The 20,492-nt window shown below is 47.2% G+C and carries 17 protein-coding genes and 1 tRNA gene; 5 read left to right on the forward strand and 13 right to left on the reverse strand.

Translation table 11 applies throughout. The features are described from left to right. Window positions 1–123: 123 nt before the first annotated feature. Complete coding sequence (locus tag H6F73_RS13110) at window positions 124–1,374, reverse strand: tetratricopeptide repeat protein (RefSeq protein ID WP_190759160.1); 1,251 nt, start codon at window positions 1,372–1,374, stop codon at window positions 124–126. A 246-nt stretch (window positions 1,375–1,620) separates the two neighbouring features. Here H6F73_RS13110 and H6F73_RS13115 point away from each other — a divergent pair, with 246 nt between their 5' ends. Continuing rightward, window positions 1,621–2,940, forward strand: a complete 1,320-nt coding sequence (locus H6F73_RS13115) for an MFS transporter (RefSeq protein WP_199330589.1) — start codon at window positions 1,621–1,623, stop codon at window positions 2,938–2,940. A 68-nt stretch (window positions 2,941–3,008) separates the two neighbouring features. Here H6F73_RS13115 and hisIE read toward each other — a convergent pair whose 3' ends face one another. Further along, a complete protein-coding gene (gene hisIE / locus H6F73_RS13120; RefSeq protein WP_190759162.1) occupies window positions 3,009–3,659 on the reverse strand; it encodes a bifunctional phosphoribosyl-AMP cyclohydrolase/phosphoribosyl-ATP diphosphatase HisIE in 651 nt (216 codons plus the stop codon). Between the two features lie 344 nt (window positions 3,660–4,003). Here hisIE and hemL point away from each other — a divergent pair, with 344 nt between their 5' ends. Beyond that, entirely contained in the window at window positions 4,004–5,302 is a 1,299-nt protein-coding gene (gene hemL, locus H6F73_RS13125) for a glutamate-1-semialdehyde 2,1-aminomutase (protein WP_190759163.1), read from the forward strand. A 209-nt stretch (window positions 5,303–5,511) separates the two neighbouring features. Here the strand turns inward: hemL and H6F73_RS13130 are convergent, their stop codons facing one another. From H6F73_RS13130 to H6F73_RS13165, 8 genes are all read right to left on the reverse strand, one after another. Beyond that, window positions 5,512–5,961, reverse strand: a complete 450-nt coding sequence (locus tag H6F73_RS13130) for a hypothetical protein (RefSeq protein WP_190759164.1) — start codon at window positions 5,959–5,961, stop codon at window positions 5,512–5,514. After that, a complete protein-coding gene (locus H6F73_RS13135; protein ID WP_190759165.1) occupies window positions 5,939–7,162 on the reverse strand; it encodes a sulfite exporter TauE/SafE family protein in 1,224 nt (407 codons plus the stop codon). Before H6F73_RS13135 ends, H6F73_RS13130 begins: the two co-directional genes overlap by 23 nt. A gap of 366 nt (window positions 7,163–7,528) precedes the next feature. Further along, window positions 7,529–7,756: a 4Fe-4S dicluster domain-containing protein gene (locus H6F73_RS13140; protein ID WP_190759166.1), complete on the reverse strand. Its 228-nt coding sequence runs from the start codon at window positions 7,754–7,756 to the stop codon at window positions 7,529–7,531. Window positions 7,757–7,788: 32 nt separating this feature from the next. Further along, the gene (locus tag H6F73_RS13145) at window positions 7,789–9,003 is read right to left on the reverse strand and encodes an ATP phosphoribosyltransferase regulatory subunit (RefSeq protein WP_190759167.1); all 1,215 of its coding nucleotides are present in this window, start codon (window positions 9,001–9,003) and stop codon (window positions 7,789–7,791) included. Continuing rightward, complete coding sequence (locus H6F73_RS13150) at window positions 9,003–9,980, reverse strand: J domain-containing protein (RefSeq protein ID WP_190759168.1); 978 nt, start codon at window positions 9,978–9,980, stop codon at window positions 9,003–9,005. The genes H6F73_RS13145 and H6F73_RS13150 overlap by 1 nt, the downstream gene beginning before the upstream one ends. Before the next feature lie 67 nt (window positions 9,981–10,047). Beyond that, window positions 10,048–10,887 (reverse strand): inositol monophosphatase family protein, encoded by an 840-nt coding sequence (locus tag H6F73_RS13155; RefSeq protein ID WP_190759169.1) that lies wholly within the window; start codon window positions 10,885–10,887, stop codon window positions 10,048–10,050. 34 nt (window positions 10,888–10,921) lie between these two features. Next, window positions 10,922–11,461 carry a thermonuclease family protein gene (locus tag H6F73_RS13160; RefSeq protein WP_347239529.1) on the reverse strand — a complete coding sequence of 180 codons (540 nt, stop codon included), beginning with the start codon at window positions 11,459–11,461 and terminating at the stop codon, window positions 10,922–10,924. A gap of 25 nt (window positions 11,462–11,486) precedes the next feature. Further along, window positions 11,487–11,855: a 2Fe-2S iron-sulfur cluster-binding protein gene (locus H6F73_RS13165; RefSeq protein WP_190759171.1), complete on the reverse strand. Its 369-nt coding sequence runs from the start codon at window positions 11,853–11,855 to the stop codon at window positions 11,487–11,489. Between the two features lie 264 nt (window positions 11,856–12,119). Between H6F73_RS13165 and H6F73_RS13170 the strand changes: the two genes are divergently transcribed. Together H6F73_RS13170 and H6F73_RS13175 are read left to right on the forward strand one after the other, a co-directional pair. Continuing rightward, window positions 12,120–12,206: transfer RNA gene (locus tag H6F73_RS13170), tRNA-Ser, on the forward strand. 417 nt (window positions 12,207–12,623) lie between these two features. Then, window positions 12,624–13,823 carry a tyrosine-type recombinase/integrase gene (locus H6F73_RS13175; protein WP_190759172.1) on the forward strand — a complete coding sequence of 400 codons (1,200 nt, stop codon included), beginning with the start codon at window positions 12,624–12,626 and terminating at the stop codon, window positions 13,821–13,823. A gap of 159 nt (window positions 13,824–13,982) precedes the next feature. Here the strand turns inward: H6F73_RS13175 and uvrA are convergent, their stop codons facing one another. From uvrA to H6F73_RS13190, 3 genes are all read right to left on the reverse strand, one after another. Further along, window positions 13,983–16,985, reverse strand: coding sequence for an excinuclease ABC subunit UvrA (gene uvrA / locus H6F73_RS13180; protein ID WP_190759173.1), 3,003 nt, complete (start codon window positions 16,983–16,985; stop codon window positions 13,983–13,985). 88 nt (window positions 16,986–17,073) lie between these two features. Further along, window positions 17,074–18,684, reverse strand: coding sequence for a serine/threonine-protein kinase (locus tag H6F73_RS13185; protein ID WP_190759174.1), 1,611 nt, complete (start codon window positions 18,682–18,684; stop codon window positions 17,074–17,076). A gap of 21 nt (window positions 18,685–18,705) precedes the next feature. Beyond that, window positions 18,706–18,933, reverse strand: coding sequence for a hypothetical protein (locus H6F73_RS13190; RefSeq protein WP_190759175.1), 228 nt, complete (start codon window positions 18,931–18,933; stop codon window positions 18,706–18,708). A gap of 106 nt (window positions 18,934–19,039) precedes the next feature. Here H6F73_RS13190 and H6F73_RS13195 point away from each other — a divergent pair, with 106 nt between their 5' ends. Continuing rightward, complete coding sequence (locus tag H6F73_RS13195) at window positions 19,040–20,479, forward strand: hypothetical protein (RefSeq protein WP_190759176.1); 1,440 nt, start codon at window positions 19,040–19,042, stop codon at window positions 20,477–20,479. Window positions 20,480–20,492 lie beyond the last annotated feature (13 nt).

Genomic DNA, 20,492 nt, shown 5'->3' on the forward strand with positions numbered 1-20,492 from the left:
GATGCCGGTATTTTTAAATGAGTGAGGCAAGTCACAGATTTTTTTGATTATCAATAGAAATTATTACTTAGTGAAATGAGTGATGGCTCTCTGGATGCGGGGTGTGGCAACTGCTGCATGATTTTACTGCCGGCGATCACGATCCAAGTCATAAATCACTTTTTCCCAATACCAATTCTCTGATTTACCAGGATTTTTATATCTCGTCTGTTCGATTAATCGCTCAGCCGCGCTGCGATTACCATTTAAAAGGTTGATGAGTTTCCTTTCTAGTTTAAGGCTTGGTAAGTTTCTCTGATTTTCTGTATCTGCGTTTCTAGAGGAAGTTGTTGAAGTGGGTAAGCTAGAAGGATTCTGTGCCGGCTGCGAATCGATTTCCCCTGCCTCTATTGCCGGTAAATTCTTCATCGCTCGGTTATAATTTACCATATCTCCCTGCTGAAAAAATAAATTTGCCGCTTTTTGATAATCTTCTAAAGCTTTGCGTTTATCATCTAGCGAGCGGCGTTTCTCTCCAAGTTCCGAGTAAGTGAGCGCTCGGTTATAATACGCGTGAGCATCATTAGGTTTAAGTTGTAATGCTTGCGTGAAATCTTGAATCGCTGGCTGGTAAGAACCGAGTTTCCGGTGAACATTGCCTCGGCTCAAATAAGCTTCTGCATAGCTACTATTAATCTGTAAGGCTTGATTAAAATCTGCCTTTGCTCCCTGATGATCGCTGAGTTTGAAACGAGCCATTCCTCTGTTATAGTAAGCTTTATCGGATTGAGGATAAAGCTGCAATACTTGATTAAAATCTTCAATGGCTCCCTTATAATTGCCTGTTTTAACGTTGTATAATCCTTGATTGAATACTTCTTCAGCAACTTGAGAGGAACTGCTTTCCTTACTTGGATCTTTTTGCTGTTGCTGTAGCTGTTTAAACGCGCTGAGTGCTTGCCGGTAATTAGCTTGATCTTTTTGCTCAAAAAATAGTTTAGCAGCTTTGCGATAATCCTCAATGGCTCCCTGCATATCGTTTATATCAGCCCGAACATTTCCCCGGTTCATATAAACGCCGGCACCAGTAGGATTTACGGTAATAACGTGAGTAAAATCTTCAATCGCTTCTTGCTGTTGCCCTAATTTAGCCCGCAGAATTCCCCGCTCGATGTAAGCTTCTACTAAATTGAAATTTACTTGCAATGCCTGATTAAAAGCTGCAATTGCTCCCGCACAGTCTCCTCGCTTAGCCTTAGTGATTCCCTGGTTGTAATATTGAATTCCAGGCTTTTTTCGCGAGCCGGCGCGGTAATATGCAAAAATCAGTCCCAGGATGAGTGTACTCAGCGCAATGCCTATCCCTATGATGATGAGCGTCGTCTGTGTAGCCATAGCAAGCTTGTAAATATCTACTCACAAGGGTGGCATTCCCCACGCCGGCAGAAGCACAGCCCAATTAACATCGATCTATGAGCCTGATTAAAATTTTACCAGCCTTTATTAACCATAAACACCTTACAAAAATTTACCATCCCCCACTTTATCTGAAACCCCAACCCTTAACCCATCTGCGTTTATCTGCGTTTATCTGCGGTTAAAAAAAATTTATTGGTTAACTAACTTTACTCAATGAAATCCTTGCTAAAACAAAAACTTTTCTCGTGGATACCTCAGCTAAAACGCCAAGTTTGGATTTTAGTAGCCGGTCGATTACTATCAGGAATTGGCACCGGCTTTACCTTATTTTACGCACCCATTTTTTTTGCAGATCGGGTAGGTTTAACAAAAACTGCCGTAGGAATAGCCTTAGGCAGCGCATCAGTTTCTGGCATTTTCGGGCGCATATTTAGCGGTTCTTGGGCAGACTCACCGGCATGGGGACGCCGGCGCACACTTTTACTCTCGTGTTTGATATGTGCCGGCGCATCATTCGTCCTAGCATCTGCGAATAATTTCCCCATCTTAGTTGTTGGTAACTTGCTTTTAGGTTTCGGTGTTGGTTTATACTGGCCGGCAACCGAAGCAATTATTGCAGATTTAACTACTGCCGAAAACCGTCATGAAGCTTATGCCATAACCCGACTAGGAGATAGTCTAGGTTTGCAATTTGGGGTAGTGTTCGGGGGCGCTTTGATCGCACTCACCGGCGCTTACCGGCTGCTGTTTGTGATTGACGGCATTTCCTTCTTAGTCTTCTTTGGCGTCATTTGGGTAGCAATTTCAGAAACTTATCAGCCGGCAGCGAAACCCGCCACTCAAACCCCAAACATTCCCACTCCGCAGCTAAAATCAACGAACACAGATAAAAAAACAAAATTCAGCGATTTTCTCAATAATGGCTGGAAGATCGCACTGCAAGATCGAGCGCTTCTTGTCTACGTCCTCGTTAACATTTTATTTACCACTTATATCGCCCAAATTCAATCCACTGCGCCCCTTTATTTCAGCAACTTTGTATCCGTTAAAGACAGCAATCAAGGATTTTCAACGGCAACTATTAGCGCCCTGTTTACCTGGCATATTGCCCTTTTAATTGTGTGTCAGATGCCGGTAGCCCGGTTCTTGAGGCGCTTTAGTCATCCCCAGTCATTAATCTATTCAGCATTGCTGTGGGCAATCGGATTTACCCTGATCGGGATCACCGGCATCACTACAACTTACCCCATCGCTTGGGCAATGCTAGCACTCGCCGTCTTGGCGATCGCCACCGTCGCTTACACCCCCGCAGCCTCCTCCCTCGTTGTCGATTTAGCCCCCAAAACTTTGCGCGGCGTTTACCTGTCTATCAACTCCCTCTGCTGGGCAGTCGGCTACATGATTGGCCCCCCTTTAGGCGGCTGGGCGCTAGATTTGCCGAGACCATTTGCTGATAGCTTGTGGGTAGCCTTAGCCCTGAGTGTCGGCCTCACAATTTTTATTTTGCAGTATCTCGACCGGCTTGTTCCTCAAAGAAACTAATCCTTGGGGTCAATTTTTTGTAACAAATGAAATTCTTATCAATTGCCAATTTTCGCGCTACTTCTTAGCTAGCGTCGGCGTTCTTGCAATTTCTGATAAACGGCTCGCAAATCAACTTGATGGTGCGCTATAGCAACCAATGTGTGGTAAAATAAATCCGCAACTTCGCCGGCGATCGCATCTGGATCATCATCCTTACAAGCCATCACCACTTCAGCCGATTCTTCCCCAATTTTTTTGAGAATCTTGTTATCACCACCGGCAAATAACGTCGCCGTATAGGAACCTTCAACCGGCTGAGCGCGCCGGTTGCAAATCACCTCAAAAACCTGAGACAACATATCAGCCGGCGGCGCTACAATTTGCCCGTCTACTTGATGAAAACAGCTACGTTCGCCTGTATGGCAAGCAATGTCCCCCATTTGCTCAGCGCTAATCAGCAACGCATCACTGTCGCAGTCATAACGGAGGGATCGCACTTTCTGAATATGACCCGAAGTTGCGCCTTTATGCCATAATTCTGCACGCGACCGGCTCCAGAACCAAGTCTCTCCAGTTTCCAGCGTTTTTTGCAGAGATTCCCGATTCATCCAAGCCATCATCAACACCGTGCCATCAAGATAATCTTGCACAATTGCCGGCACCAGCCCCTGTTCGTTGTAGCGAATTTTCTCTACAGGGATAGATTGGGATGAGGGCGTCACTTCAGGAGTAGGCATAAATTGATTGTAGGTTTAGTGGCAATAAACACAAGTTCAAACGATACAGAAAACTTCGGGGCGCGTTTGTACTTAAAGATTCCCGGCCACCGGACAACTTATTCTACTATACTTAGACCCACTAAAGATATGTAAAGAATATTTAAAATTTAAAACACGAAAGTTGATTATAAAATAAAACAATTCTGCAAAAATGTAGCGGGAATCAAAGCGGGTTTCTCGTGCCGGCGCAACCCTAAGCCATCATTCATCAAGCCTGTGACTTTGCGTTTAATAAAACAAAACGGTAGGGTAGACAGCGCCGTCTGCCCTATATTAAACAATACTGATAGAGGAGATAAATTTTGATTACCACAAGCCTGAACACCACCAAATCAGAAGAAATTTTCGCCGCCGCCCAGAAACTCATGCCAGGGGGCGTCAGTTCCCCAGTCCGTGCCTTCAAATCTGTCGGAGGTCAACCCATCGTCTTTGATCGGGTCAAAGGCGCTTACGTCTGGGACGTTGACGGCAACCAATATATCGACTACGTCGGCACCTGGGGACCAGCAATTTGCGGTCACGCCCATCCAGAAGTGATCAGCGCCCTACACGATGCCTTAGAAAAAGGCACAAGCTTTGGTGCCCCCTCAGTGCTAGAAAACGTGCTGGCAGAAATGGTAATCGATGCCGTTCCTAGTATTGAAATGGTGCGCTTTGTCAACTCCGGGACAGAAGCGTGTATGTCTGTCCTACGCTTGATGCGGGCTTTCACCAGCCGCGACAAAATTATTAAATTTGAAGGCTGCTACCACGGACACGCCGATATGTTCTTGGTCAAAGCCGGCTCCGGGGTGGCCACCTTGGGCTTACCCGACTCTCCGGGCGTCCCCAAATCTGCAACCAACACCACCCTCACAGCGCCCTTTAACGACTTAGAAGCCGTTAAAGCCTTATTTGCGGAAAACCCGGATGAAATTGCCGGCGTCATTTTAGAACCCGTCGTCGGCAATGCCGGCTTCATTGTCCCCGATGCCGGCTTTTTAGAAGGGTTGCGCGAAATTACCCAAGAAAACGGCGCATTGCTCGTCTTTGACGAAGTCATGACCGGCTTCAGAATCGCCTACGGCGGCGCTCAAGAAAAATTCGGCGTTACCCCCGACTTAACCACCCTCGGTAAAATCATCGGCGGTGGCTTACCCGTCGGAGCCTACGGCGGACGCAAAGATATCATGTCAATGGTCGCACCGGCAGGGCCAATGTATCAAGCCGGCACCCTTTCCGGCAACCCCCTCGCCATGACAGCCGGTATCAAAACCTTAGAATTGCTGCAAAAACACGGCACCTACGAGCAGCTTGACAAAATGACCAAAAAACTCGCAGATGGCTTAGTGCAAATCGCCCACGAAACCGGCCATGCCGCCTGCGGAGGACAAATCAGCGCCATGTTTGGCCTATTCTTCACAGCTGGGCCGGTTCACAGCTACGAAGACGCCAAAAAGTCAGATTCAGGCAAATTCAGCCGATTTCATCGCGGAATGCTAGAACACGGCATTTACCTCGCCCCCTCCCAATACGAAGCTGGATTCACCTCCCTCGCCCACACAGACGACGACATTAACCGCACCCTAGCAGCAGCACGGGAAGTCATGTCCAGCCTGTAACATCAGTTTTAGCCGGGATTAGGAGATTAGAGGAAAGAAAACACTCAATCCCCCAATCCCCCAATCCCGGCTTCCGCGCTTATCTCCCAATACCTAAAGTCAGACTCCGCATACATCTGCGCTCATCTCCTAATACCCAACAACAGACTCCGCCTACATCTGCGTTTATCTGCGTTTATCTGCGGTTAAAAAAATCAAACCTTTGCCTCTCACCGGCTCACATTAACCCTATATTTCATCTGAAAAGCCCGAAAATCCCCCCCACCCTTAGCAGAACCGCTGAATTCTAACTCATAAGAACCGGCCCTAGGAAACACAACATCAGCACCCGGAATTCCCTTATATCGTTCAGCATTAATACTTTTTAAAACCGGCATCATCAGCGGTTTAGCATTAGCAGCACGAGGCAACGAATAGATAGCCAACTGACAATCACACTTCTCCAACGGTATCGTTGCGCCACCCTTGCGAGTTAGGGCAAACCAAACCTTAGCCGGCTCTCCAGCTTTCGGGTTATGATTCGGTTCTAAATGAAAAGTTGCAGCAACATCCCCAGAAATTTCAACATTATGTGCCAAAGCCGGCACAACGAGAGCCGGTGCAGAAGAAAACAGCAGTAAACCCACTAGAAATTGACTAGCGTTGAGACGGTGGTGCATAAAATCTTTCTAAAAACAGAATTGACCAAAACAGGCGCAACCGCACCAGCAATACAGCCAGTGTAATCGCTCCCAGTAAAGCTGCATTCAGTTTACTGCCCCAAGTCCATTCCAACGCCCCCAAGTAATGAGAACCCAGCAGCACAGCATGACCGGCACACAACACAAACGCCGGCACACTTAACAGGTGCAGCAGTCGCCAGCGTGTGCCCAAATAACTCATAGCACGGTCAAAACTGGTCAGTGCTAGCGGGATCATCAATACCAGCGCCAAAATGCCGGCCCACATTCCCACCTGATGCTGCTGCAACATAAATGAGAGGGCGTCAAAATTCCAGTTTAGGGTGTGATCCATCATGTGAAATGTGTGAGCCACCGATAGCACAAACGCTCCCACACCCAAAGCGCGACGGTAGTGCAGGAGTGCCGGCCATAACCGGCTGAGGGGACGGGCAATTAAGGCGAGAAGCAGACACAACAATGCTCCATGACCCGTATAATCTACCATTTCATCCGTCCGCAGCAGCGTGAGGATGCCGATAGTGAGCGTCACCCAGCCTCCTAGCTTAAATAGTTGACTGCGCCGGCTGGCACTCAATCTCGATGCGGAAACACCCACACCGAGCATACTAGGCATCGTTCCCAGCCCAAACGCCAGCATCGTTGCCGCACCCATCCAGAGGTTGCCGGTTTCGGCGGCTTTAATTTGGGCAGCATAGAGAAAACCGCAGGGAATCAAACCCCACACCAGTCCTAATAATGCCGGCGTCCAGCAGCTGTTTTGCATGGAGAGGTTGAGCATTGCTTTCTGAAGCCGGTTGTGCCAGTTTCCTTCTGCCAGTGGGTGGAACACCGGCAGGCGTGGCAACCATTCTGGTTTAATCTGCACCAAGCCAAACCACACAAGCAAGATGCCGGTGAAAATAGCAATCAGCCGGCGCAAAACGCTACCAATGCCGGCCAATTGACCGCTAGCTATAACGGCAGAACCTAATGCCCCAATAGCGGCACCGACTAAGGCGTAACTGATAATTCGCCCGAAGTTTAATAGGAAATGAAAATAAAATTGTTGCTGCCAGCTAGGCTGAGTTTCTGACTTGCCCGACAGAGAAAATGCCACAGTTAGGGGGCCACACATTCCTACACAGTGGCCAAAACTGCCAAGAAACCCCACAGTCATGACTAGCAGCAGGTCTATCATTATAATTTTTCCAGCATTAAGAGAAAGCCGGTGGCAAAGGTTTATTTTTTTAACCGCAGATGCACGCAGATAAACGCAGATATGAGCAATGTTTATTGGTTAGGTGCAGATAATCGCAGATAAGCTTACTGGTGTGATGCCATTGGGTCTATAGATTTTAGATTTATCCCAAAGGTTTATTGTTTAGATGAAAATACAAATAAACATCAATCATTCATCTGTGTTTATCTGTGTTTATCTGTGGTTAAAAATTCCCCAATCATAGCAAGAGTTTTGAATGCAGAAGGATACAAGAGTTTTCTTTCTATTTTTCTTTAAAAACCTTTGCATCCCTCTGCGTCACAAATACACTCAGACACCCAAAACTTATTGCGGTGTCTTTTGCAACTCAGGACGTTCTTCTGCAACAATTGCTCCTTCTACAGGACACACCTGCATACAAATGCCGCAGTCAATACAAGTTGCAAAGTCAATCCAGAACCAATCCGTTCCCTTCGTATTTTTACCAGGGCCGGGATGAATGCAAGCCACTGGACAGGCATCAACGCAATCCGCGATGCCTTCACAGGTGTTTGTAACAATCGTGTGCGGCACAGTGTTCTTCCTCTCTCGGCAGTTCTTAATCGTTAGCTTAACGTTTCAATTTCCGGTTCACCGGCATCCTTGACCCAGGCAATCTGTTTAATGCGGCGTTGCTGCGCGTATTCTCGCACGGCTTCCGGTGTTTCTCGCTGCCCGAAATCTAGCTCAACCCGAACTAAATCACCGTCTTGCCGGAGTTTTTGGGCGTAGGCAAAGGCAGCAGCATCCGCTTGGGAACTCACCGGCACGACTAACCAATCACTGGGCACAGTATAAGCCGGCAGTTGACCTCCTGGCAGCAAACAGGTGTGCAAGTCTTCAATATTTAGCGAAAAGCCAATCCCCGGATAGGTTTCCCCTTGAGGATGATACAGTCCCAGCAGTTGGTCATAGCGTCCGCCTTGGCCTAAGACTTGCTGTCCTGTTTCGCTTTCGCTGACGACTTCAAAGACGATGCCGGTGTAGTAGTCGAAGGTTTGAATCAAGCTCAGATCCAAAATTACTGGAAATGCTGACGACTCGTTCAGTAATTCGACCAGAGATTTGAGATTATTGACAATTTGCTGCTGATGTGCATCCAAGTTCAATTGACTGACGCGTTGCAGCACGTCAGCAGGGCGTCCCCGCAAATCGAACAAAAACAGCGCTCGTTCTCGCTGATCTGGGGAGAGGGGCAAGGTTTCTAGGGCAATGCGATCCAGATGGGCAATTGCGTGCCGCACCTGATTTTGCAATGCCGGCTCAAACGCAGCAAGCAGCGATTGCATCAAGCCGGCTTCCCCTAAAATCACCCGCCACTGGTTCAGCCCCAAACTCTGCAAGCACTGCGATAGCAACAGCAAAATCTCGGCATCCGCCATCACGCCGGCAGCACCGAGCAATTCCACCCCAGCTTGGTAAAACTCCTGTTGCCCGCCGTGAATGCCTTCGCCGGCTGTGCGGAACACATTGGCATTGTAGTAAAGGCGCTGGGGATAGGTTGCCCCCGCCATGCGAGTCACCGCCGCACGGGCAATGGAAGCCGTCAATTCTGGGCGCAACCCCAGCACCTCATCCTCGGCGTCGCGCAGTTGGATTACAGTCGATGGCTGGACAGCACCCCCAGCCATCAGCGTGTCCAACCGCTCCAGGGTTGAAGTAATAATTCGGTGATAGCCCCAGCGGCGAAAAACCGTTCGCAAGCGCTCTTCTATCCAGTGTTTTTGAGCCACATCGAGGGGTAATAAATCCCTCGCGCCGGTTGGTGGTTGATAAACCATTATTTTTTCTTCCCGCCACCTCCAAACAACCCTCCAAAGATACCACCACCGGGTTGATCGGGCTTACCTGATTTCGGCGGCGTTTTGGATGTGCCACCCTTGGTTCCACCTTTTTGAGGCGGCTTTTCTAGCAATCTCTTTGCATCTAGTGCCACTTTCTCTTCAGGGTTCAACTGCAAGGCTTTATTAATATGAACCTTGGCCATTGTTGCCTGATTTTGCTTCAAATAAATCATCCCCAATAAGCCATGACACCGACTATTATTCGGCTCAAGCTTGAGGGCGTCCCGCAGTTCGATAATGGCTTGAGCCAAATTGTTTTTGCTCATCCAATCTTCCGCACGCCGGTAGTATCCTTCCGCCCGTGACTCTGCTTTTGGAGGCGGTGGCGGTGGGGGGGCAGTCGTGGAAGCTGCGGCTGGGGGGCGAGTTGAAGTTGCCGGCACCCCTGTTGCCGCCGGCTTTTGAGTCTGCTGGGTTTGCCCAACAACTCCGCCTTTGCTTTCTTGCCGCATCAGATAAACCATATTGAGTTCACTGATTTGGGCGATCACGTCTAGGGTTTGCGATAAAGATTGATACTGAGTTTCTGCTAAATTTGCTACCAAAGTTTTGTAAGCTTTTTCAAACTCACTTGCTTTAGATAACTGTTTTGCTAGATCGCTGTGAAGTTGTATTTTAGATGCCTCTTGAAGACAGCGCTTACCCATCAACCCTAAAAGGACACCATATTCTGCACGTTCACGCTCATTGGAGAATTTCGTGTAGGCGGGACTCACTAGCTTTGAAAATAGATCGCTGGCTAGCTGTTTATCCGCTTCATTGTCAGCCTTGCAACTATCAGGATGCAGGCGACGAGCAATCTTGAGATACCGCTTGCGGATGTCATTAAACTCCGCATCAACAGGAACCCCTAAAATGGCGTGATGATCCGTAAAGTCAAACTTAAATAGTCCTTGTTCAATTTGAAAAGACATGGTGCGCCATCCCACTTCGCTGCCTATCGATTGTTTCTAATGTACCTTGTGAACCCAATTCACGGCATTAGTGATTCCTCGAAGGTACAGCATCCCCCCAAGATGCTAGGCTAGGAACTTGTAATAATTCTTTGCTTAGCTCGGCGTGAATTTGACCGTTGGTTGCGAGAATTCTGCCAGAGCGGATTTGGAAAGGGCTGTCATCATAGGCGGTGACTCGCCCACCGGCTTCTTCAACTAAGACTACACCGGCTGCTACATCCCAAGGGGATAAACCTCGCTCCCAGTATCCATCTAAACGCCCACAGGCAACATGAGCTAAATCGAGGGATGCTGATCCGCTGCGTCGTACTCCCTGCGTTAAATGGGTGAGGTGACAGAATTCGGCATAGTTATTATCGGTGGTTTCGCGCCGGTCGTAGGCAAAGCCGGTGACGAGTAAGCTTTTACTCAGCGATGAGGCTTGGGACACTTGGATGGGGCGTCGGTTGCGCGTTGCACCCAGCCCTTTGCCGGCTCTAAATAATTCATTATGGAAGGGGTCAAAAATCGCTCCCACATGAGGAACCCCGTCAATCAGCAGCCCCACAGAGGCAGATGAGAAGGGATACTGGTGGGCGTAGTTGGTGGTGCCGTCGAGGGGATCGATTGCCCAGAGGTAGGTGCCGGTGGTATCTCCCAACGCCCCGCTTTCCTCTGCCAAAATTCCGTGATCGGGTACGTGACGCTGCAAAACTTCCAAAATTGCTTTTTCAGCGGCTTTATCCGCTTCCGTCACCAAATCCCCAGGACGCCCTTTTTCTTGAACTTCCTCTAAGTTGCCCCAGTAAGCTTGCAACACTGCGCCGGCAGCCAGTGCTGCTTCTGTTGCGATATCTAAGAAAATTTTCAGTTGGACATCAGTCATGGATGATGGGTGATTGATGAAGAACAATGCACAATTATGACTGATTTTGACTGCGAAACTCTGCAGGAGTCAGGCGCATCGGGTTTTCTGGGTTCCAAATGCCCAGCCCCATGAGTCTTGCCCATTCCTGGGCGTGTGCGAGACGTTCCGTGTATTTCGAGTTGGGGGAACGCGGCAGCGCCAGCACAGAACCGGCTTTTGCTAGTTGCTCATTGAGCATCTGCCCATTTTGCCACACGTAAGCTAACTGAGTGCAGCGCTCTTTGTAGCAATATTTTTCCTCAACATCAAACTCTAGCAACACCGGCTGTCCTTGAATCATTTCCTCTAAGCGTTTTGCTGCCTCGATTCCCCAAGGCTGCTGCTTCAAATCGGGTGCCTCAACGCCAATTAGCCGCACCCGCTCGAATGTCCCAGAAGTGCCGGCAATCTCCAAAGTTTGCCCGCTAACCACCCGTTCAACATTAACGGTTAATCCTTGCGGGGGTGCCGGTTTTTCACAGCCAATCAGAAGCAAAGCTGAAAACAGCCCTAAAACATAAAGAATTAGCGATGAAACCCATCTGCGTTTCACCTGCGGAATCTGCGGTGCCAAATCCTCAATCCTCATCCAAAGGCAAGCCCGCCCGAATTTTACCTTTGCCAAAATAGCGCCCGAATTGGAGTTCGTAAACTTCATCCTCATCTTGGGTTTCCACTTCTAAATCGCAACGGGCATAACTGACGCACAACAAGGCGTAGCCACGTTTCCGCAAATCAGGAGATAGCCCCATTGCTTCTGGCTGGTAAATTTCGCCGGTTTTCACGCGCACCGCACAGGTGGTGCAAGCCCCATTGCGACAGGAAAAGGGCAGTTCTACACCTTGATTTTCGGCACTTTGCAGGATGTAGCGATCTTCGGGCACCACAATAACGTGACGCTTGCCGGTTTGCCGGTTGTGAATGGTAATTTTGTGAGAGCGAGTCATCAGATTTTAATAGAAAGACTTAGGGGCTAGGGAAGAGTGGGGGAGGGGGAGAGCATTCTCTATGATTTATTATCGATGCCCCATGCCCTCATCTATTATGGGCCTGAGTAGAGAGTACGACAAAACCGGCACCCCGATCTAGCCGGTGCGGAAGTGGGGCAAAAAAATAAATTTGAGAATTCTCTTTTCAAACTCACCAGGGTTCTGCTAATATAGTTTTCCTGTGGCAAATGTGGCAAATAAACAAAAAGCCCATTTTCACCTGGAGAGGTGGCCGAGCGGTTTAAGGCGCAGCACTGGAAATGCTGTGTGGGGGTAACTTCACCGTGGGTTCAAATCCCACCCTCTCCGTTTAAAAAGATTGATATAGCAGGGTTTTAGGCGTTGAAGTCTTGCCGGCAACGCAATTCTTTCGGCTGTTTTTTCCCAAATTTCCTTGATTTTTGACTATGGCTGACTATGATTTGCGGATGGCAGTCCTGCCGGCAGGATTTAGCGGTGGGCTTGTTGTCCCTGAAATGCCTTGATTTTTGACTATGGCTGACTATGATTTGCGGATGGCAGTCGTGCCGGCAGGGTTAAGCTGTAGGTGGTTTGTCCCTAAATTTCCTTGAATTTTGACTATGGTTTGACTATGATTAGCGCCATAGCACTTCTAGGACTGCCGGCAGGGTTAAGCTGTAGGTGGTTTGTCCCTAAATTTCCTTGAATTTTGACTATGGTTTGACTATGATTAGCGCCATAGCACTTCATAGTCAGGGTTAGAGCATGGACACGACACAGAAAGCGTCCAAAGGTTCTGTAGGGATAGAATCCTTTCAAGGGCGTTTGCGGTTACGACTCCCCCGCCAAATGTATGAAGGACAGCAAAAATACTTAACCCTAGGGCTAGCCGACACAGAAGAGAACCGTAAAACAGCCGAGGCTAAAGCTTGTCAGATAGAATTAGACATCATCTCAGGGAATTTCGATTCAACTCTAAGAAAGTACAAGCCGGCGACACACTTAACCCTAATACAGTCTATAGAACAGCCTCAAGTGGCGGTCAATATAGCTGAATTGTGGGCTAAATATGTGGAATATAGGAAGCCTAAAGTGAGTGAAACCACTCTCAAACTCAACTATAAAACCATCGCGTCACATATTGATAAATTACCCTATAAAGAGTTGACTGAATCCAATAGTGTAGCCATTCGTGACTATCTAGCGGCCAATAATTCTGCTTATACAGCCAAACGGGTAATCACACAGTTAGCAGCCTGTTGTGAGTGGGCAGTCAGTTCAAAATTGCTCCCTTCAAATCCCTTCAAAGGAATGGCAGGGGAAATTATAGATACCACAGAAAAAGAGGAAATCGATCCTTTTACAGTTGGCGAAAGAGAGGAAATAATCAAAGCATTTGAAGCACACCCGACTTACCGGCATTATGCGTCATTTGTGCGATTTTTGTTTATGACGGGTTGCCGTACCAGTGAAGCGGTTGCTTTGCAATGGAAACATATAGCGGATGATTTCTCGTTTATTCTCTTTTCTGAGGCTGTGGTTTGTGTCTCTTCTTCCAAAATTCGTAAGGATACTAAAAATCATAAACCCCGGAAATTTCCCTGTAATAAACCCTTGAGAGAATTGTTAAGTGCAATTAAGCCCAAGATTTGTGAGTCAGAAAAATTGGTTTTTCCAGCGTTAAGGGGAGGGGAAATTAACGCCCATACATTTAGCGCAATGTGCTGGAAAGGGACAACGGTGCATGGGAAGTATCAAGAGGGGATTGTCTCTCGGCTAGCCAGGGAGGGAAAAATTTCCCACTATCGTCCTCAATATAACACTCGCCATACTTTTATTACTCTAGCGCTTGAGAATGGTTTAGATGCCAAAGATGTGGCTAGATTAGTGGGAAATAGCCCGGAAATCATCTACAAACATTATGCCGGCACCAATATCAGCAAACTTGAAATTCCTGAGTTTTAAAGTTTAACCCTTGCCGGCAAACGTTTTTTTATCAAGAATTGTAGGATGGGTTTCGCTATCGCTCTACCCATCTTTCTTTAACCGCTGCCGGCATCTTTTCCTCTAGGGGTTTGTTGGGTTTTCTTTCCTCAACCCAACCTACTATAAGAGGAACGCAATCTAAGCTTTCTTTTTCAGCTTTTCCTTATTAATCTGAATTGCCGGCGGATGTTGTAGCAACACCGGCTTTAAATATTGTCCTGTATAAGAATGGGAATTCTTCGCTACTTGTTCAGGAGTTCCTTCTGCAATAATTTCTCCACCTTTATTTCCACCTTCTGGGCCTAAGTCTATCACCCAATCCGCACACCGGATTACATCTAAATTGTGTTCAATGACTAAAATTGAATTGCCTTTATCAACTAAGCGTTGCAACACATTTAGCAAGTGGTGAACATCATAAAATGATAAGCCGGTTGTCGGTTCATCAATTAAATAGAGGGTTTTTCCAGTTGCCCGTTTAGACAATTCAGTTGCTAATTTTACCCGCTGTGCTTCCCCACCAGATAAGGTAGGTGCCGGCTGTCCTAATTGAATATACCCTAAGCCAACATCCACTAAAGTTTGCAACCGGCTTCCCGCTTTAGGGATATTTTTAAACATCTCTAAAGCTTCTTCAACCGTCATATTTAGAACATCAGCAATTGATTGGTTTTTATACTTCACTTGCAGGGTTTCCCGGTTATATCGCGCCCCTTTGCACACCTCACATTGTACATACACATCTGGCAGAAAATTCATCTCGATGACATTCACCCCTTGCCCACCGCAAGCTTCACAACGTCCGCCTTTGACGTTAAAAGAAAACTGTCCTTGTTTGTAACCTCTGGCTTTCGCTTCAATGGTTTCTGCGAATACCGCACGAATGGCATCAAAGATGCCGGTGTAAGTGGCAGGGTTAGAGCGAGGAGTGCGACCGATGGGGGATTGATCAATTACAATTGCTTTATCAATTGCGTCGAGTCCTTTGATCTCATCCAATTCTTTCGGCAAGGGAACTTTGCGGCTGAGTTGATGCTGCAATGCTGGATAAAGCAGTTCGTTAATTAGGGTAGATTTACCCGAACCGGAGACGCCGGTGACGCAGACAAGCTTGCCGAGCGGAATCTCAACGTTAATATTTTTTAAGTTATTACGGTAAGCATTTTTGATTTGCAGTTTTTTGCCATTTCCCGCTCTTCTTTCCCCTGGGGTTTCTATCACCCTGCGCCCCGATAAATAAGCGCCGGTGAGGGAATCTTCTGCGGCTAATAATGTCTCTAAACTGCCCTTTGCAACAATCTGCCCACCATGAACACCGGCATGAGGGCCAATATCGACAATACAATCGGCTGCGCGAATGGTTTCTTCATCGTGTTCGACGACGATTAAAGTATTTCCTAAAGACCGCAATTTTGTTAAAGTATTCAGCAAACGTCCGTTGTCTCGTTGATGCAATCCGATACTCGGTTCATCTAAAACATAGAGAACGCCGGTAAGTCCAGAACCAATTTGGGTAGCAAGACGAATTCGCTGCGCTTCCCCCCCTGAAAGGGTCATGGCGGGACGATCTAATGACAGGTAATCTAAACCGACATCAAGAAGAAATTGCAGCCGTGCGCGAATTTCTCTCACGACTAAATCGGCAATTTTTGCTTGACGTTCGGTTAATTTTAGGTTATTCGTGCGTTCCAAACATTCGCTGATAGAAGTGCCGGTTAAATCGGTAATTCGGGAACCTCCCAACCGTACAGAAAGCGCTTCTGCTTTGAGACGTTTTCCCTGACAAACTTCACAGGCTTGATCGACTAAATAGGGTTCTAATTTCTGTTTTTGCAGTTCTGAAGAAGTTTCATCGTACTGACGCTGTAAGATAGTAATAACGCCAGGGAAGGGCCGGCGATAGCCTTGCCCGTTGCGGTAACGAGAATCGGCTTCAATCAAAATAGCTTCTTCAGAACCGTGCAGTAAAATGTGCTGTTGTTCAGTGGTTAGTTGCTTCCAAGGCGTGTTAATATCAAAGCCAAAAGCTTTACCGGCACTGTAAAGTAAAGATAGATAATAAGAGTTATCTTTGTCTGACCAAGGGGCAATTGCACTGTAAACCGGCGCTTCTAGATCCGGCACCACCATCTCAGGAGAAAATCTTCGCAAACTCCCCAAACCGTGACAACTTGGGCAGGCACCATAAGGCGAATTAAACGAGAACAATCGGGGCGAAAGTTCTTCCATTACCGCCCCATGTTCTGGACAAGCAAAGTTTTCAGAAAATACTAATTCTTGGTCGTTATTTGCCGGCTTTTCTTCTCCATTCTGATTCGAGGGAGTTAAAGGTGAATCGGCTGCCGGCTCATTAATTAAAATTATGGCAATGCCATTAGAGTGTCGCAAACAAGTTGTCAGAGAATCTGTAAGACGTTCTTGTATCCCGGATTTTTTTACGAGCCGGTCAATGACAATTTCAATCGTATGAGTGTAATTTTTATCTAATTCAATCGTGTCAGAAAGTTCGCGCACTTCTCCATTAACGCGGACGCGAACAAATCCTTCTGAAGCGAGACTTGACAAAAGTTTCTTATGGGTGCCTTTTTTGCCACGGACAACGGGGGCAAGAATTTGAAATTTCGTGCGATCTGGCAAGTCCATGATCCGATCGCACATCTCATCAATCGTTTGGGGGGCAATGCTGCGATCACAATGAGGACAATGAGGTTCGCCGGCACGCCCAAATAGCAATCTAAAATAATCGTAAATCTCTGTTACAGTGCCAACTGTTGAGCGGGGGTTGTGGGAAGTAGACTTTTGATCAATCGAAATCGCCGGACTTAAACCCTCAATCGCATCGACATCGGGCTTATCCAACTGTCCCAAGAATTGCCGTGCATAAGCGCTGAGAGATTCCACATAGCGGCGCTGTCCCTCTGCAAAGATGGTATCGAAAGCGAGGGAAGATTTGCCGGAACCAGAGACGCCTGTGAACACAATTAGCTGATCTCGCGGCAACTCCAGATCAATATTTTTCAGGTTGTGCTGCCTCGCACCCCGAATGCGAATCGTGTTTCCACCCCCCTGTTGAGGATCGGGGTTGTGGCCATTTTTAGATACACCAAGCAGGGCGTCTGATTTTTCAGCAGGGTGGGACATGGAGGCATCACGTAACAGTGCTTAATAATTTTAGCGCTGCCTCTCACAGACCTACCTGCATTCACCGATAGAGATTTGGACTAGATGCCTACTTGTGTTGTGTACCATCCGGCATGATTGCTTTATGGAGGTTGGCACCCCTCAGATTGGCACCCTCCAGATTGGCGCTCCTCAGATCGGCAACTGCCAAGTTGGCACCCTCTAGGTTGGCACTCGTCAGGTTGGCATTGCTCAGTCTGGCACCCACCAAGGTAGTATTCGTTAGGTTAGCATTCGTCAGGTTAGCACCCTCCAGGTTCGCATCCCTCAGATTTGCACCCTCCAGATCAACATCCTGTAGGTTGGTATCCCTTAGATCAGCACGATATAGGTCGGCATCTTTTAAAGACGCTTCTCTCAGGTTAGTACCCCTCAATTTGGCACCTATCAGATTGGCCTTCATTAGCCTAACATCCTCCAGATTGGCACCTATCAGGTTGGCACCCATTAGTTTGGCACCTATCAGGTTGGCACCTCTCAAGTCAGCATAGTCCAACTGGGCAAAGTCCAAGTAGGCATCCTCCAGATTGGCACGCATCAGGTTGGCACCCATCAAGTAGGCTTCCATCAGATTGGCACCCATCAAGTAGGCTTCCATCAGATTGGCATCCCTCAGATTGGCACGCATCAAGTAGGCATTCTTCAGATCGGCACCCCTCAATTCAGCATTTCTGAGATCGCAAAGTATACATTCCTTCCTCTCCAGCAATCGGCTGACCAGATGGGCCGGCATGGAAGTTATGAAATTTTTTATAATACCGGCACCACCAACAAGGGTGATAGTTGCTACCCCAATAATAGTGATAGCTAGTTTTCTTTGTTGTAGGGTTCTTCCCAGAATTTCTAGGGCAGTGGCTGTGCCTTTCACCGGCTTTAATGCTTTTAAGGCAGCGCCGGCATTGGCATAACGCTGTTTGAGATTCGGGGCAACCATCTTTTCCAACCAATCAGTGAAGCGGGGATTGATTTGGGAAGTTTTGCTTTTAAAGTTAAAGCGATAGTTGTCATCCATTAAATCGCCAATATCAACGGAACGGGTGCCGGTGAGCAGGCAAATTAAGGTTGCTCCTAAGCTGTAGAGGTCTGATGCTTCTGTGAGACTGCGACCAAATTGTTCTTCTGGCGGCATGAAACCAGGGGTACCGGCAGCTACACTACTCATCGCCAATTCCCCGCCGCGAATCCTGGCAAATCCAAAATCAATGAGATAAGCATTAAATTGCTCGTCAACCAAGATATTTTCGGGTTTAATATCTCGATGGATAACTGAGGGGACACGCTTTTGCAGATAAACTAAAATTTCTAATACAGACTCGGCAATTTGCTTAACTTCTTCGGGTGTAAAGCTATGTCTTTCGGCTAAAGACGGTGCGTTTTTATATTCCTGCACCAGGCAAAAACCGGCTGATGTTTCAAAGGAATTGAGATACTTAGGGATGCGGGGATGATCAAGCTGTTGCAAAACTTCGATTTCGCGCTGATAGGCTTTATAACCCGACCAATCAGAGCCGGTCATTGCAAAGCGGAATTCTTTGATTACAACTTGTTGGTTGTGATTAAGCGCAGTCGCCAAGTAGGTAATGCGTCCTGCTTCCCGGTTGCGCCCTAATTCTCGGATAACCTGATAGCCGTGGTTGGAAAAGTCTGGATGCTCGCCCATGTTGATTTATTATTTTACAGTCTAAAGGGCACGATAACTGGTACAACAGAAGAAGGGATGCTGCCGGCCCTCTTTGGGTGAATGACTTGGTTTGATACTGGCACAGAGTTTTTGAGCTTCAGGGAAATTGCTACTTTTCTTCATAAAGCGTGGGCGATTAGGCATTGGGGTGCGATCGCCACTTTGACACACGCACAAACAAGCGATATTTTCAATGCCAGATGAGATGCCGGTGACAAAGCTGTGCATTATTTAAATCGCCATACAGGGTTTGGAGGCAGCAAATGCTTGTTTTTCCTTCTGCATTTCTACGATTACTTGCCAAAAAATTTCAAAAATTTTAGAGGTAACTTTTATGAGAAAACGGCTGCTTCTTGGATTGTTAGTTTTTACGTTACTTTTAGGCTTAGTGTTTGTTTTATTCAGTTCAAATGAAAATTCAAAACGACCCTTTGCTTTGCCGGCATCTGCTTTAGAAGAACCTTGGCCGGTTCAAAGTGGCCTCCGTATTGCGACACTGAACAGTAAAATTTCAACAGTAAATCGTGTTGTATTAGTTCCTGATGAAGCCACATTCCTTGCTGCAATTAGGCAGTGGAGTCTCGAAGGGCGTTGGCCGGTTTTGATTGAAGATAACAAGTATACACCGATGTTTTTGCAGCGATTTGAGCCGGCTGAGGTGATTCGGGTGCCGGCAGTTAAAGATTCTTTACCAAAGGGTGAAACTTTGCAAAATTCTATGCTTCAAGCTGTCGCGGCTGCTTGGAATGCAACGGATATGGAATCGCTGAAACAAGCCTGGAAGCGTTTAGGATGGGAACCCCCAGGCGTTGTTATTACTTCACAAAATGACCCTGCATGGCCGGCAGCCGTCGCTTTGGCTGCGGATCGTGGTCAACCTTTAGTATTTCTAGAAGATAATTTTGGACAACCGAATGATACCCTAAGTGCTGAACAAATGCAGCGTTTAGAAACGAGTATTGAAAATACTGTTAAACAAACAGGCTATCCTTACAAAAAACTTGGGGATTCTATTGATACGATTACCCTTGTCCGCGATCTTGGTGTGAAATATCAATCTCTTAAAAATGCCAAAGATCAGTTAGCCGTAACGGACGGTTTAGCCAGAAACAAAAATGGTGAACGCTGGGCGGTTGCTGGTTGGATTGCCGGTTCGCCGGCGCGGGCTGTTTATCAAGCAATGTGTGCTATTTTTCTTGAACCTAAAACAGCAATGCTGTATAATAGCTATCAGCAAAAAGGCTCATGGCTCGAATATGAAATGAGTTTAGCAGCCAGTGAGTTAAAAAACATAGGCGTGAAAATTCAAGCGGTGCAGCAACCTCAAGCTGATCTTGAGAAATGGCGGGATTTAACAGCTAGGGAATGGGAATTTGATTTAGTATTTGTCAATTCTAGTGGGGATAAAGCCTCATTCAATGTCGGTAAAGGTCAAGCTGTTGTTGATGATGTTCCCAAATTGAAATTTCCCGCAGCCGTTCACTTTATCCATAGTTGGTCTGCAACCACTCCAGATGACCCCGAAACCGTCGGCGGACGATGGCTAGAAAATGGGGCGTATCTGTATGCCGGCAGCGTTCACGAACCTTTTTTATCTGCGTTTATTCCACCCAAATTAATGGTCAAGCGCATGATGCGTTCGGCCCCATTTTTACTGTCCGCCCGTCAGCTAGAATCACCCCCTTGGAAGGTGACAACAATTGGCGATCCTCTCACAATTTTTACGAAGCAAAGACGCAAAATTCCGCCGACTTATCTCCCCATACCGAAGTAATTACTTGAATTTA

It is taken from the genome of Microcoleus sp. FACHB-68 (assembly GCF_014695715.1).
Taxonomy (GTDB): domain Bacteria; phylum Cyanobacteriota; class Cyanobacteriia; order Cyanobacteriales; family Oscillatoriaceae; genus FACHB-68.